This is a genomic window from Eubacterium ramulus ATCC 29099 (assembly GCF_000469345.1).
Taxonomy (GTDB): domain Bacteria; phylum Bacillota; class Clostridia; order Lachnospirales; family Lachnospiraceae; genus Eubacterium_I; species Eubacterium_I ramulus.
Window position 1 is genome coordinate 26,992 of record NZ_KI271151.1, and the last position, 13,294, is coordinate 40,285.

The following is a 13,294-nucleotide window of genomic DNA, read 5'->3' on the forward strand; positions in this document are numbered from 1 at the left end:
CATTTTGATTGATAGAAAAAGAGACTCAGCCCAGTCATTACAACTAAGCTAAGTCTCTTTTTTCTATATCTGATCTAGGTGTCAAAACACCCAAATCTTGATTACACGGATTACTCCGTGCTTTGCACTCCCATAATCCTTATATTATTTTACCCTTGCCGTCAGATGATCTCCATCCACATCAATGAGGATGACATCATTTGCATGTACTTCATCGGCAAGGATCAGTTTTGCTGATAAAGTCTCCACATGTTTCTGCAGGAATCGTTTCAGAGGTCTTGCACCGTAGATTGGGTCATACCCATGCTCTACGATAAAGTTCTCTGCTGCCGGTGTAAGTTCTACGGAAATCTCGCGGTCTTCCAGACGTTTGTTCAGCTGATTCATCAGCAGATGAATGATATTTCCGATGTTATCCTTGGTCAGCGGCTTAAACATAATGATCTCATCCAGACGGTTTAAGAACTCCGGTCTGAAGTTGCCGCGCAGCTCGTTCATAACCAGTTCTTCTGCTTCCGGATTGATATCACCGTTTTCATCAATACCTTCCAGCAGATGCGCAGATCCAAGGTTGGAGGTCATAATGATGATGGTATTTTTAAAATCTACGGTACGACCCTGGGAATCCGTAATACGACCGTCATCCAGAACCTGTAACAATACGTTAAAGACATCCGGATGTGCTTTCTCTACCTCATCAAACAGAACGACAGAATATGGTTTTCTACGAACAGCTTCGGTCAGCTGACCACCTTCATCGTAACCTACATATCCTGGAGGTGCTCCGATCAGTCTGGATACGGAGTATTTCTCCATGTATTCACTCATATCAAGTCGAACCATGTTGGATTCATCGTCAAACAGGCTTGCAGCCAGAGCTTTTGCCAGCTCGGTTTTACCAACACCGGTAGGTCCAAGGAAGAGGAATGAACCAATCGGCTTACTCGGATCTTTGATTCCGGCTTTGGAACGGATGATCGCTTCGGTTACTTTTGTAACACCCTCATCCTGTCCGATGACACGTTTGTGCAGTTCTTCGTCCAGATGTAAGGTTTTGTTACGTTCACTCTCGGTCAGTTTTGCAACCGGGATTCCTGTCCAGCGGGAAATGATTCTTGCGATTTCGTCTTCGCTGACACTCTCATGCACCAGTGACATATCTTTATTTTTCACGATTTCTTCTTCGTGCGCCAGTTCTTTCTCCAGTTGTGGTTTCTTTCCATATTGCAGTTCTGCTGCCTTTTCCAAATCATAATTCTGCTGTGCGGTCTGGATTTCTTTGTTCAGTGCTTCCAGTTCCTCACGCAGCTTCTGTACACGCTCAACGGCTTTCTTCTCGTTGTCCCACTGTGCTTTCTTTGTCTGGAATTCACTGCGCAGCTCTGCCAGCTCTTTCTGAAGATTCTCCAGACGCTCTTTGCTCAGATTGTCTTCTTCTTTCTTCAAAGCGGTTTCTTCAATCTCCAGCTGCATTACTTTACGGTTCAGTTCATCCAGCTCTGTCGGCATGGAATCCAGCTCTGTCTTGATCAGTGCACAGGCCTCGTCCACAAGGTCGATGGCTTTATCCGGCAGGAAACGGTCAGAAATGTAACGGTTAGATAATACAGCTGCTGAAACCAGCGCACCATCTGTAATTTTTACACCATGGAATACTTCATAACGCTCTTTCAGACCACGCAGAATGGAAATAGTATCTTCCACCGTCGGCTCATCTACCATAACCGGCTGGAAACGACGCTCCAGTGCAGCGTCTTTTTCGATATATTCACGGTACTCATCCAGTGTAGTAGCACCGATACAATGCAATTCACCTCTTGCCAACATTGGTTTTAACATGTTGCCGGCATCCATGGCTCCGTCCGACTTTCCTGCACCAACGATCGTATGCAGCTCATCGATAAAGAGAATGATCTTGCCCTCGCTCTTCTTTACTTCATCCAAAACAGCTTTCAGACGTTCCTCAAATTCGCCTCTGTATTTTGCACCTGCAACCAGTGCACCCATATCAAGGGCAAATAATTTCTTGTCTTTTAATCCTTCCGGAACATCTCCGCGAACGATACGCTGTGCCAGTCCTTCAACAACGGCAGTCTTACCAACACCAGGCTCACCGATCAGAACCGGGTTATTCTTTGTCTTTCTGGAAAGGATACGGATAACGTTTCGGATCTCACTGTCACGTCCGATGACCGGATCCAGTTTCTGATCTCTTGCACGTTCTACCATATCGTAACCATATTTTTCCAATGTATCATAAGTAGCTTCCGGATTGTCGCTTACAACTCTCTGGTTGCCACGGACAGTGGATAATACCTGGAAGAATCTGTCTCTTGTGATTCCATATTCACGGAAAATCTCTTTGATCGCCGGGTTCGGATAACGGATCATACTCAAAAACAGATGCTCTACAGATACATACTCATCGCCCATCTGCTTTGCTTCGTCCTCGGCGCTGATCAATACTTTGTTCAGCTGCTGACCGACATAAACCTGTCCGCCGGAAACTTTCACTCTCTTTGCCAGATGATCTTCCGCATTGTTCATGAAATGCTGTTTGTTGATCTCCATCTTTTCAATCAGCATCGGGATCAGACCATCTTCCTGACGCATCAGGGCTACCAGCAGATGTTCCTGCTCGATTTCCTGATTACCATATTCATAAGCTAATTTCTCGCAATCCTGGATTGCCTGCATAGATTTCTGTGTAAATTTCTGGATATTCATAAAAACCCCTCCTTTCCGGGTGTTTCTACTATTTTCATACTTTTGTTCTATTTGTTGTATAACGCTTTTCTTTGCGTTAAGTATGTTATACCATATGTTATTAGCCGAGTCAAGAGGTGAGTGCTAATTATTTTGTGAAAAATTTGTGTCCCTCTTTTGCAAAAGAAAAAGCACTGTAAAACCAATAATTCAACAGTTTTCAGTGCTTTTTTCATGTTTTTCCTATGAAATTTTCCTCAGACACCTATATAAGCGAAACTTAAATTAAATCTCTTTCAGACAATTCAATTTGGATATTCACCAACTGTGGATTATTTCTCAGTGCACCAGTTTCCAACTTACCGCCTGCTGCCTTGCATCCACAAATCTCTTATAAATACCTTCCTGCTTCATTAGTTGCTCATGTGTTCCCTGCTGTGCAATTCTTCCTTTTTCAACAACCACAATCTGATCTGCATGTCTGACCGTTTTTAATCTGTGGGCAATCATAATAATCGTTTTTTCCTTTGTAAGTGCATCTACTGCATTCATCAGATCCTTTTCATTCTCAGGATCAACATTGGCCGTTGCCTCATCTAATATAACGATTGGTGCATCCTTCATGATTGCTCTGGCTATCGAGATCCGCTGTTTCTCACCGCCGGAAAGTGTGGCTCCGCCTTCTCCGATCACTGTGTCATATCCATTCGGAAGTTTGCTGATGAAATCGTGACAGCACGCTTTCTTTGCCGCTTCCACCACTTCCTCATGGCTTGCATCCTGACGTCCGAATTTAATATTATTCTCAATGGTATCTGCAAACAAATACACAGACTGAAATACAAATGAAAAATTACTCATTAAACTATTCATGCTATAGTCTTTTACATTCACGCCTCCAAGCATCACTTCTCCGGAATCCACATCCCAGAACCTGGCAATCAGATTGCAAAGTGTTGATTTTCCTCCACCAGATGGTCCAACGATTGCTGTCGTCGTTTTCTGCGGAATAGAGAGCGATATATCATCAATGATCTTCCGTTTGTCATAAGAAAACGAAACATTAGAAAGTCTGATATCGTAATTTTCCGGCTGTATTTCTTTACCGTCGATATCCATGGTATCCAGTTCCAGTATTGCATTTGCTTTATCTACACATACACTTACCACATGTAAAAGGGATGAATAATTTCCTGCACATTCCAGACTGGCATAAAGCATAAATGCTGAAATTGTCATACCGATCGCATAGACCGCACTCATAGTTCCATTAATATAAAAATATGCACTGCATGCTACAATCACTGCACCTGTGATTTTTGTTATCACACTTTGCAGAAAATGATAGGGAACAAACAACATCTCCATCTTTGTATTGATCTTTTCACATGCTTCATTTGCATCATTTAATCTCTTTGCCTTTTTTCCAAGCAGATTGTATGATTTTACTTCTGATATTCCCTGCAGATACTCCATGATCTGGTTTACAAGCTCTGTATCGCATACCACTTTTTGCTCTGAATCTTTTTTCCCTGTATTCTGCATCACAGAATTGACTCCAAAGAAAATAAGTACTCCTGCTACGGCGATCAATCCGATTCTCCAGTCAAAAAGAAACAACATCAGAATGATCATGGATGTTTCCAGAATTCCCTGCATGGTCAGCATGACCACTCTCGCAGCCACATCGCCAAGTATTTCCATTGTATTGGTTGTAATGGAAGAAATTTCCCCGATACTATTGGAATTGAAATACCCCATCGGCAGATATCGCAGATGTTCTGCAATCTTGATTCTCATAAAAGCACTTGCATTATATCCTCCCTCTGTCTGAAGCACTGTAGAGTATCTCTTGCAGATTACGTCGACTACAATTGCAAGAACCATAATCGCAACGGAGCCTCCAATATATTTTCCTGTCGATTTCCCACTCAGCAGACCAATCAGTATGTACATAATAGCCGGAATCTTCATTGCTGAGGCAAGAGCCTCTATGAGTCCGATCACTATCGACAGTTTAAATTTATTGCCATTTTCCCTGCCTGAAAAATGAAAGAATTTTGCCAGAATCCCAAACATATCATTCTCCCTCCTTCACCGTATCTTTTACAGAAATATGGGCATTCCACATTTCCTTATAAAGCGGGCATGACACCAGAAGTTCCTCATGTGTGCCATGTGCTGTTACATTTCCATCATTTACAACAAAGATCTGGTCACTGTCCTTAACAGTAGAAAGTCTGTGTGCGATTACGATCAGTGTCTTCCCTGCTACCAGTTTTGCGATAGAATTCTGCAGAATTGCCTCATTTTCCGGATCTGTGTAGGCAGTTGCCTCATCAAGGATCACGATCGAAGCATCCTTTAACATTGCTCTTGCAATGGAGATACGCTGCCTCTCGCCACCTGACAGATGTCCTCCTGCACCTCCTACAACCGTATCAAATCCATTCTCCAACTGCATGATAAATTCATAGCATCCACTTTTCTTTGTCACCTCGATGATCTGTTCATCTGTAGCATCCGTATTTCCCTGTCTGATATTTTCACGGACTGTTTCATTAAACAGATAATTGTCCTGTGCAACATATGCAATTTTCCGATTAAAATCTGCAAATGCCAGTTCTTTGACATCAACTCCACCGATTTTGATGCTTCCGGAATCCACATCCCACAGGGACGCAATCAGCTTTGCGATGGTCGACTTGCCGCTTCCGGAAGGTCCTACGATTGCATTTACCGTTCCTGCTTTCAGCTCCATAGTTACTCCGTGCAGGATTTCTTTGTCGTGATAACCAAATCTGACATCTTCAAGAGTAACGGAGTTATCTTTTGGAACACATTTACTTTTCTCTGGACGTTCCAGTTCCGGTTGTTCCAGAATTCCTGCCACTTCACCAACAATCACTCCGATCTTGCCAAGATCATCTGTATAGGAACCCACTGTGATCAACGGTCCAACGATTCCAAGTGATAAAATAATGCAGATGACAAAATCTGAAATCGCAAGTGTTCCATTGGCTACATAATGTGCCCCAAACGGCAATACCGTAAGAAGCGTATAAGGTGTGACCACCATCATCAGTCCATGAAAGATCGAGCACCGTTTCATCCAGGAAATAAAGGAATCTGCATAAGCCATAGCCGCCTTTGTAAATTTTGCATAAGAACTTTCTGTCTTTCCAAATGCCTTGATCACTTCGATTCCGTCAATATATTCCACTGCCGCATCATTCAGATCTTTTGTTGTCTGAACCGTTCTCTCGAAGCTTGGTTTATAATCCAGCATCATTCCAAAATAGGAAAGAAATCCCACTATAACCGGCACCAATGACCAGAGTGCCAATCTCCAGTCTGTCAGGAAGAAATAAATCAAAATCACAATCGGTGCCAGCAGATTGGACGTGAATTCCGGGACAATATGCGCCAGTGTTGTCTCGATACTGTCGATTCTTTCCACCATAATATTTTTAAATGTACCGGAAGGTGTGTCTTTCACATAGCCAAGAGGTACCCGCGCCAGCTTGTCACAGCAGGATTTTCTTATATTTGCAAGTACTGCAAACGTTGCTTTATGTGACAATGCTGTCGAAAGTGAATGAAGCAGTTCTGCAATGATAAACGATAATGCAATCAGAACCGCTTTTGCAAGATATATTTCAAACTCCTTTTCACCATTTAAAAACAGCTTTACTACATCTGCAATAATAAAATACGGCAAAATCTTAAAAATCACATTTCCTATTGCAAATAACACACTCCACACATAGGCAATTCTTTTTTGTCCGGCCCACGTCAGGATCCAGCTGACTGCCGACTTCTTTTTTTCTTTCACATCTTTTCACTCCTTACGTTCGTTTTATTATTTTACCTTCTATTAGTTCGCACTAACCAGTATATAATAAAATAGGTGGTCTACTGGCATCAACCACCTGATATTATTATCCTGTCTGAACTTTATTCAGAATTCCAGAACCTGCAACACACATAACCTATTCAGAATTCCTGCATCAGTTATACTGGAAATTCAATATTCCACAATCGTTCCCAGCCACCTGTATTAAATTCTTTCAGTTGATGTACATTTTTCTTTGCAGTCTCCCTGTCTATATCATGCTCAATGATTTGAAATACTGATGAAAAAAATCCCGTATAGATCATATGCATAAGGCTTTCCTCTACAATCGGTATTTTCACACCGTTCTCTTTCATCTTTTCCATATAATTCAAGCTGGACTTCATTTCCCGCTCTACCATATTGTGTATGAATAATTCAAATTTTCCACTGTCTCCGCATTTCAACAATAATCTGAAATTATCATAATGATCATAGATATAATCAACCATCTGCTCCATCCCATCACTGGATGTATCCGACATATTCCTTGTCTGATCACTGGCAGAAAGCTTTTCAAACTCCTCAACGATCTGGTCATAAATCTGATAAATATGTTCCATATAAGGATCCGTCAGTGCATCAAAAAGTGCCTCTTTCGTCGGATAATATTTGTAAAATGCGCCAGTAGTAAGCCCTGCATCTTTTACAATATTTCTTAAAGATGCTCCTGTCAAACCATCTTTCAGAAAATGTTTTCTGGCTGTATCTAATATGTTTTTCTGTGTATCTTCTGCTTTCGTCGACATTCTTTTCGTATCCTCTAAACTTCTTTTCAAAATATAACAGCGTTATATAACACTGTTATATTTTAACTCATTACAGGAATTTGTCAAGTCTTGGTGTTTCAATTTTTTTCCTCGTGTATTCAGTTTCCACTCCGCAGATGCTTTCTGCAGTTTTACAAGTCTGTTCTATTCAGACAGATTTTCTTTTGCAAGCTGATGTACCATATAACTCAATACTGGCAAAAGAATCTGATGATTTTAATTCTATATTCTTATCGGGTTTGGACTTCAATATATTTTCAGCAAGCTCATAAGCATTTTTCATAACTATTTTCCTCTATACCACATCGTAAATGCCAATTCCGGTAATCGGTCAGTCTCAATAATTGTTTCGAGCATTCTGGCAAATCCCTCCGGATTTTGAATTTGATACTGCATATGGTTGAATCCCTCAAAAACCGGAAAGTTACCGTATATATAAGTCTGCATCACTGCATTTCTGTATTTAAAATGTTCTTCTATACTTCCAAATTCCCAGAATGTATGTTTCTGCAATTCTTCTGATAGTTCTGAAAATGGCTTATCTTCCAAACTGTCTGTCAGCTGTCTTCTCAGATTTCCATACGTCAAGTTCTTTCCTGCCTCTATAAAATAAGGTTTAATTTTATCATCGTCACACCACATGATTCTCTTTAGTGTCTTTCCTTTTGACCAATATAAACTTTTCATTGCTATATATAAGAACGGAACCATGATTCTGCGTGTTGCCTTTCCAATCTGTGCAAACTGCCCGCCATCAAAAAAAACATGCTTTACCGGTATTTTTATCTCTGTCAGGAATGCCATGGCGAGATCTGCTCCAATCGAAGATGCAACTGCAAGTTCTATCTCTTTGATTCCATGATTTTCCAGAAATCGTACAATTTGCTGTATTTCATCTCTTTTACTTTGATATCTCTGCCCAGAGCAATACACGGTTGATGTTGGCATAATACAGTAATATTTTTCTTTCATTTTCTCTGCAACCGGCATACTACTTTCCCCAATTACTTCCATTGCATGGAAAAACAAGATAACTGGATTTGATTTATTTCCTATTGTTTTAAATACCATACTTATACCTTCTATCTATTTTAATCTATCTTTCTGTACTCTTCCATTCAGCAACAGCATTTCTCACCCGCTGGTCAATATCCATCCGTGCACTCTGACATTCTTTCGGATACTTTCTTGCCGCCTGAAATGCCAGTTTCATAAAGATTCCAGAACCAATTGGCAGCATCGTCTTTAACATACTCTCCGGAAAAACGAAATGGGTTCCATGCTCATAAATGACATAATCCAATCTGCATGTGTGTGAATGTTCTTTCATACGCTGCTTCATACGGCGCATATATTTTGCAGTATCCCACAACACATCATCTTCAGCACCAATTAACAATACTGTTCCATGGATTTTTTCAATCTTGATCATCTCGTCTTCTGTGATTGGGTGAGCCTTTTCAGAATCATCAAATAGTTTTCTTGAATTGATCATATCACCGGTTCGTTTTGTTTCTTTTTCAATCGGATGCCCCGACAATTCCTATCCTCTGATTACCATGTGTTTTTAACCAACTGATTGCTTTCTCTATACGTTCCAGTGGATAATTATGATGTCCATAATCCTTTTTTGCCGGTGACATCGTCATCACATTCACACCAAATTTATGTAACCATTTTACGGATGTTCGTGCCAGATAATCTTCCGAATCATCTCCGATCATTGCAATCATTGCACAGTCTGAGTCGGTTTTACATTTCCAATATGCACCATAAAGTCCATCTGTTTCCATTTCAAAATGTCTTTTCTGCATCTGCATCATCTCCTTAATATCGGCCACGTTTCTCCAAAACTATTATTTTATTTGAGATATTCCGAACAGCCGGAATCTTACCTATTACACAATAAACAGGCATAACCAGTTTCTGCAAATAAGACCGCATACAAGGATCCAATCACACCTGCACCATAAATCAATATTTTCATAGAAATCCGTCCTCTTTTTCATTTTTAAAAAAACTGCCAGTGTTCATGTTAGCAATATCTAACTCTCATTTTCTAAAAAACCGTGTGAAAACAAAACTGTAATTCCACACGGTTTCTTTTCTTATGCATTCAGTATATCACTTTTACCTGGTTAATCAACCAAATTTTGTTTTCATAATATTTAAAATTTTATGTTCATGCGCATTATATTCACTGCACTTGGAATGCAATTTATCCCCTCATCTGGTCATTAAAATAATAATTTACATACAATCAAACTTCTTCCGAAGATATATTCTAATCAGTATGATTCCCATATTGACAAACACAAATACTCTGCATTTAAGCCGATACGTTCTGTAATCACTTCTTCGTTCAACGGAAAAGAGAACCAGTCCCCGACCAGTTCTCCCTCATTGTATTTGCCAAGATTGGCTATATAGACTTGCATATCATCAATCATAAGCGCTTCTCTTCCTTTCGGTTGTAATCATAAAATCTGCCATAAGGACTACCACCATCAGAGCTTGAACATACCGTTGTTGCAGACAGCATAACGTCCTTTTTCTTCCAGCTCATGGGCGTAGGCTTCCAGATTAAAGTATTTCTTTCTTTTTTCAGAAAGAGCAGAAAATTCAATGTTATGCTCCAAGCGGTAATGAGCAACGTCCATGATGTTGTGGCACTCTGGATAAAACAGAAATTCTTCGGATTTCTGCAATAAATCCTTTATACCGCCACAATAGGGAATATCCTTTATTGCTTTGTATGGAGATTTAACTGATTGTCTATGTCCCGTCCGCATACATTACTCTAAGTATTGTTACAACTTTTTTATCGCTGTCTGGAATATAAAGTACCACATAATTGTCTACTGGTAATACACGAAGTCCACGGCTTTTCCACGGTTCTTTTTCATATTTTCGATAACGCTCCGGCATCGTATCCAGACTTAATATCTGTTCTTCCAGACGGTCAAGCTGTCCGCTTGCATTTTCCGGCGATTGCAATTCAAAAGCAATATATTCAAAAATCCCTCTCAAATCACTGTCAGCCTGTTCGGATAATTCTACTTCATATATCATAGGCCATAATCCTTGCGAATGTCAGCAAATGCTTTCTTCGCATTTTTTGTCCGTCCAGCCTGCATATCCGCATATCCTTTCTCCAATTCTTCATTGAACTCTACTTCTGATAATGTGCTGATATCAACAGGTCTGGCAGATGGTATTTTTACTTCAAACGGCAGTCCTCTCTGTAAGATAATCTGTTTATAAAACATATTGATAGCACTGGAAGCAGGGATACCAAGTGCAGACAGGATACTTTCTGCTTTTTCTTTGACATCTGGTTCAATCCTTGCATATAAATTTGCTGATTTTGTAGCCATATAAAACATCTCCTTTCGTGAGTAGTATTTCCATCTATCTTTATTATATGCAAATGTCCGCACAATAGCAATACTAATTTTATGTTCCAATAATCTTATTGAATAACTGTAACAATACATCTTTTACGCCGGACGCATTGAATACAAGACCAACGGCTACTAAGGCAACTACCAAGAATCCGATGCGTTTGGAAAACTCACGCTTGAATCCCAAGTAGATACCGATAACAACAATCGCCATCAGGCCGAGAAATATTTCTCATTCCGCCTACTGCTATTTCATGTTCACATATAATAATGAGGTCGCATTCCACGACCTCATCACCTTCCTTTAAATATAAATAACTCCCTTTCGTTTTACTGTTATTTTTCTTCAGAATTAAACAGTTCACTTAAGGTTTCCGCATCTTCCTGGACCTGCATTTTGTCCGGATTCTCCTTTTGCATATCGTCCTTCCAGAAATGCCTGAGCTTTCTCTTCTGTTGTCATCTGTGACACATTCTCATCACTCAGTACATTTCCATCACTGTCAAACCATGTCCAACCATCTGCATAATCCATCTGAAATTTCAGTATCCTCTGATCCTATGGTCCCTGAATAAGTTCCATCTTCATTTTGATAGATTCCTACTGCCCCTGCTTCTACTTCATATGGGAAATAATCTGTATTGTCAGAAGTTGCTGCTACCATTGCCGCATTGCCAGAAGAGGCCTTTTGATTTTCCTGTGCACCGTACCCTGCTGCTCCTGTATTTATAATAACCGGTGCTGTAGATGCAGTATAGGTCTGTCCGTTTGCATTCGTAATTTTGGCACTATCGTCAATCACGAGCTGTCCATTTACTTCTTGTCCAAAATTGGACTATCCGCTCTTAGGCACTTCTATTCTCCACTTAATCATTTTCTTCTCCTAATGGAACTTCCCGGATAATATATTCGGTATCGCCATAAAAGCCATACTCATTACGCAATCTATGACGTTCCACATATCCATGATGCTCTAATTCCTTAATTGCAGAACGAACAGAATCAATCCCATGAGTGCTAATTATTTTGTGAACACTACAAGCCATGCAAAATGGTGAAAAAAGACACCCTGCAAATTACTTGCAAAGGCGTCCATTTTCATTAGTTATCTGCCAGATCGTTTACTGAAATTCTGACTACTCTATCACTGTTATTCTGGAAAAAGGCGGATTGCCAACAGATTCTCAATTTCATCTCTGGTTGGCATTACACGCAGTGCCCCTTTTCTTGTTGTAATCACAGATGCAGCCGCATTTGCAAAAGTCAGCATTTCCCTCAGGTTTTCTTCTTCTAAACTTTCCATTCCGTGTTCACAGATATAATGTAATACACAACCACAAAATGTATCTCCTGCTCCTGTCGTCTCAATTGTATTTTTCTGAAGGAACGATTTTACTTCTACCATCATTTCGTTATAATATGCACGGCTTCCTTCTTTACCCATAGATACAAGGATCAGCGGAATCTGATATCTTTCTCTGATCCAGTTTACCCCCGCAGTATAGTCTTCTTCTCCTGTCAGCCACTGGATTTCATTGTCTGAAATTTTCAGGATCTGACAATGTGCTAATCCATATAATACCTGTTCCTTCGCCTCATCCAAAGAATTCCACAGTGGAGGTCGTAAATTAGGATCGAAAGAAACAATCGCACCGGATTCTTCTGCAATACGGATTGCTTCTTTTGTTGCTTCGCGCACTTCTTCATGAGTCATAGACAATGTTCCGAAATGGAAGATTTTCGTTTCTTTAATAATGTCTTCACAAATTTCTTCTTTGTTCAGCTTCATATCCGCTCCCGGGTTACGATAAAACGAAAAATCTCTGTCTCCATCCGGATAAGTATGTACCATAGCAAGTGTCGTATGGATTTCCTTATCTGTACATAATCCATCTGCATTAATCCCTACTTCTGTTATCGCATCTTTCAGCTGTTCTCCGAAAAAATCTTCTCCTACTTTTCCGATAAATGCCGTTTTATGTCCGAGTTTCGTCAGCATTGCAAGTACATTGCATGGTGCTCCTCCCGGATTTGCCTCAAAAAGCGGATTTCCCTGATTACTTTTTCCATTTTCTGTGAAATCAATTAACAATTCTCCAAGTGCCACTACATCATATTTTTTCATAAAATTCTCCATTCTGCCTTCAAAAATGACATTGATTTTTTCATAAAATTCCTATTTTTTCACACACCATCTATACTGATAAGGATTCATCCATACCGAATTCATCTCCAGTTTTTCTCCTGTAAATAAATCCTCATATTCACCTTCCAGACAATTCAGCCATGCATTTTGTCCATATTCTGAAAAATTAGCCAGACAGATTAATTCTTCATAACATTGTTCATTATAATATAACTGCAAATATTTTTCATGCAGTTCCTTCTCATATCTTTTTCTTCTTTCCTCTATCATCAATACCCTATGCCCCTATACTGCAAAGAGGGATTCCCGTTTTAGGAATCCCCCTATCTTTATCCATGCGTCGTAAAGCGGACATTCGCAATCCGCTTTCGC

General features: G+C 40.0%; 16 protein-coding genes and 1 pseudogene. All 17 read right to left on the reverse strand.

Annotation, left to right across the window (positions count from 1 at the left end; genetic code table 11):
- Positions 1-144: 144 nt before the first annotated feature.
- Positions 145-2,727, reverse strand: a complete 2,583-nt coding sequence (clpB, locus tag HMPREF0373_RS10450) for an ATP-dependent chaperone ClpB (protein ID WP_021739676.1) — start codon at positions 2,725-2,727, stop codon at positions 145-147.
- Between the two features lie 318 nt (positions 2,728-3,045).
- Entirely contained in the window at positions 3,046-4,785 is a 1,740-nt protein-coding gene (locus HMPREF0373_RS10455) for an ABC transporter ATP-binding protein (protein ID WP_021739678.1), read from the reverse strand.
- Between the two features lies 1 nt (position 4,786).
- Entirely contained in the window at positions 4,787-6,541 is a 1,755-nt protein-coding gene (locus HMPREF0373_RS10460) for an ABC transporter ATP-binding protein (protein ID WP_021739679.1), read from the reverse strand.
- A gap of 179 nt (positions 6,542-6,720) precedes the next feature.
- On the reverse strand, positions 6,721-7,350 hold the full coding sequence (locus HMPREF0373_RS10465; protein WP_021739680.1) for a TetR/AcrR family transcriptional regulator: 630 nt from the start codon (positions 7,348-7,350) through the stop codon (positions 6,721-6,723).
- Between the two features lie 169 nt (positions 7,351-7,519).
- A complete protein-coding gene (locus HMPREF0373_RS17535) occupies positions 7,520-7,654 on the reverse strand; it encodes a hypothetical protein (RefSeq protein WP_021739681.1) in 135 nt (44 codons plus the stop codon).
- Positions 7,655-7,656: 2 nt separating this feature from the next.
- Complete coding sequence (locus HMPREF0373_RS10470) at positions 7,657-8,442, reverse strand: hypothetical protein (RefSeq protein WP_021739682.1); 786 nt, start codon at positions 8,440-8,442, stop codon at positions 7,657-7,659.
- A 25-nt stretch (positions 8,443-8,467) separates the two neighbouring features.
- On the reverse strand, positions 8,468-8,866 hold the full coding sequence (locus HMPREF0373_RS17640) for an acyl-CoA thioester hydrolase/BAAT C-terminal domain-containing protein (RefSeq protein ID WP_021739683.1): 399 nt from the start codon (positions 8,864-8,866) through the stop codon (positions 8,468-8,470).
- A 25-nt stretch (positions 8,867-8,891) separates the two neighbouring features.
- Positions 8,892-9,185 (reverse strand): hypothetical protein, encoded by a 294-nt coding sequence (locus HMPREF0373_RS17645; RefSeq protein WP_336302856.1) that lies wholly within the window; start codon positions 9,183-9,185, stop codon positions 8,892-8,894.
- Positions 9,186-9,689: 504 nt separating this feature from the next.
- A pseudogene (locus tag HMPREF0373_RS16505) lies at positions 9,690-9,821 on the reverse strand (antirestriction protein ArdA); the annotation flags it as partial.
- Between the two features lie 57 nt (positions 9,822-9,878).
- Entirely contained in the window at positions 9,879-10,163 is a 285-nt protein-coding gene (locus tag HMPREF0373_RS10480) for an antirestriction protein ArdA (RefSeq protein ID WP_021739687.1), read from the reverse strand.
- Positions 10,147-10,443, reverse strand: coding sequence for a type II toxin-antitoxin system RelE/ParE family toxin (locus HMPREF0373_RS10485; RefSeq protein WP_021739688.1), 297 nt, complete (start codon positions 10,441-10,443; stop codon positions 10,147-10,149). The genes HMPREF0373_RS10480 and HMPREF0373_RS10485 overlap by 17 nt, the downstream gene beginning before the upstream one ends.
- Positions 10,440-10,748 carry a type II toxin-antitoxin system RelB/DinJ family antitoxin gene (locus tag HMPREF0373_RS10490; RefSeq protein ID WP_044963956.1) on the reverse strand — a complete coding sequence of 103 codons (309 nt, stop codon included), beginning with the start codon at positions 10,746-10,748 and terminating at the stop codon, positions 10,440-10,442. Before HMPREF0373_RS10490 ends, HMPREF0373_RS10485 begins: the two co-directional genes overlap by 4 nt.
- 79 nt (positions 10,749-10,827) lie before the next feature.
- Entirely contained in the window at positions 10,828-10,989 is a 162-nt protein-coding gene (locus tag HMPREF0373_RS16790) for a hypothetical protein (protein ID WP_021739690.1), read from the reverse strand.
- Positions 10,990-11,136: 147 nt separating this feature from the next.
- Positions 11,137-11,310, reverse strand: coding sequence for a hypothetical protein (locus HMPREF0373_RS16795; RefSeq protein WP_021739691.1), 174 nt, complete (start codon positions 11,308-11,310; stop codon positions 11,137-11,139).
- A complete protein-coding gene (locus HMPREF0373_RS10500; RefSeq protein ID WP_021739692.1) occupies positions 11,279-11,578 on the reverse strand; it encodes a hypothetical protein in 300 nt (99 codons plus the stop codon). Before HMPREF0373_RS10500 ends, HMPREF0373_RS16795 begins: the two co-directional genes overlap by 32 nt.
- A gap of 348 nt (positions 11,579-11,926) precedes the next feature.
- The gene (locus HMPREF0373_RS10505) at positions 11,927-12,901 is read right to left on the reverse strand and encodes a carbohydrate kinase family protein (RefSeq protein ID WP_044963959.1); all 975 of its coding nucleotides are present in this window, start codon (positions 12,899-12,901) and stop codon (positions 11,927-11,929) included.
- Positions 12,902-12,952: 51 nt separating this feature from the next.
- The gene (locus tag HMPREF0373_RS10510) at positions 12,953-13,192 is read right to left on the reverse strand and encodes a hypothetical protein (RefSeq protein ID WP_021739695.1); all 240 of its coding nucleotides are present in this window, start codon (positions 13,190-13,192) and stop codon (positions 12,953-12,955) included.
- Positions 13,193-13,294: the final 102 nt, after the last annotated feature.

What these genes read in the sequence shown, in the direction of transcription:
- HMPREF0373_RS10470 (WP_021739682.1), bottom strand. Translation starts at nt 8,442, where the DNA reads ATGGTATTTAAAACAATAGGAAATAAATCAAATCCAGTTATCTTGTTT.
- HMPREF0373_RS10490 (WP_044963956.1), bottom strand. Translation starts at nt 10,748, where the DNA reads ATGGCTACAAAATCAGCAAATTTATATGCAAGGATTGAACCAGATGTC.
- HMPREF0373_RS10510 (WP_021739695.1), bottom strand. Translation starts at nt 13,192, where the DNA reads ATGATAGAGGAAAGAAGAAAAAGATATGAGAAGGAACTGCATGAAAAA.
- HMPREF0373_RS10480 (WP_021739687.1), bottom strand. Translation starts at nt 10,163, where the DNA reads ATGCGGACGGGACATAGACAATCAGTTAAATCTCCATACAAAGCAATA.
- HMPREF0373_RS10465 (WP_021739680.1), bottom strand. Translation starts at nt 7,350, where the DNA reads ATGTCGACGAAAGCAGAAGATACACAGAAAAACATATTAGATACAGCC.
- HMPREF0373_RS10455 (WP_021739678.1), bottom strand. Translation starts at nt 4,785, where the DNA reads ATGTTTGGGATTCTGGCAAAATTCTTTCATTTTTCAGGCAGGGAAAAT.
- HMPREF0373_RS17535 (WP_021739681.1), bottom strand. Translation starts at nt 7,654, where the DNA reads ATGAAAAATGCTTATGAGCTTGCTGAAAATATATTGAAGTCCAAACCC.
- HMPREF0373_RS16790 (WP_021739690.1), bottom strand. Translation starts at nt 10,989, where the DNA reads ATGGCGATTGTTGTTATCGGTATCTACTTGGGATTCAAGCGTGAGTTT.
- HMPREF0373_RS10485 (WP_021739688.1), bottom strand. Translation starts at nt 10,443, where the DNA reads ATGATATATGAAGTAGAATTATCCGAACAGGCTGACAGTGATTTGAGA.
- HMPREF0373_RS10505 (WP_044963959.1), bottom strand. Translation starts at nt 12,901, where the DNA reads ATGAAAAAATATGATGTAGTGGCACTTGGAGAATTGTTAATTGATTTC.
- HMPREF0373_RS17640 (WP_021739683.1), bottom strand. Translation starts at nt 8,866, where the DNA reads ATGATCAATTCAAGAAAACTATTTGATGATTCTGAAAAGGCTCACCCA.
- HMPREF0373_RS16795 (WP_021739691.1), bottom strand. Translation starts at nt 11,310, where the DNA reads ATGGATTATGCAGATGGTTGGACATGGTTTGACAGTGATGGAAATGTA.
- HMPREF0373_RS17645 (WP_336302856.1), bottom strand. Translation starts at nt 9,185, where the DNA reads ATGCAGAAAAGACATTTTGAAATGGAAACAGATGGACTTTATGGTGCA.
- clpB (WP_021739676.1), bottom strand. Translation starts at nt 2,727, where the DNA reads ATGAATATCCAGAAATTTACACAGAAATCTATGCAGGCAATCCAGGAT.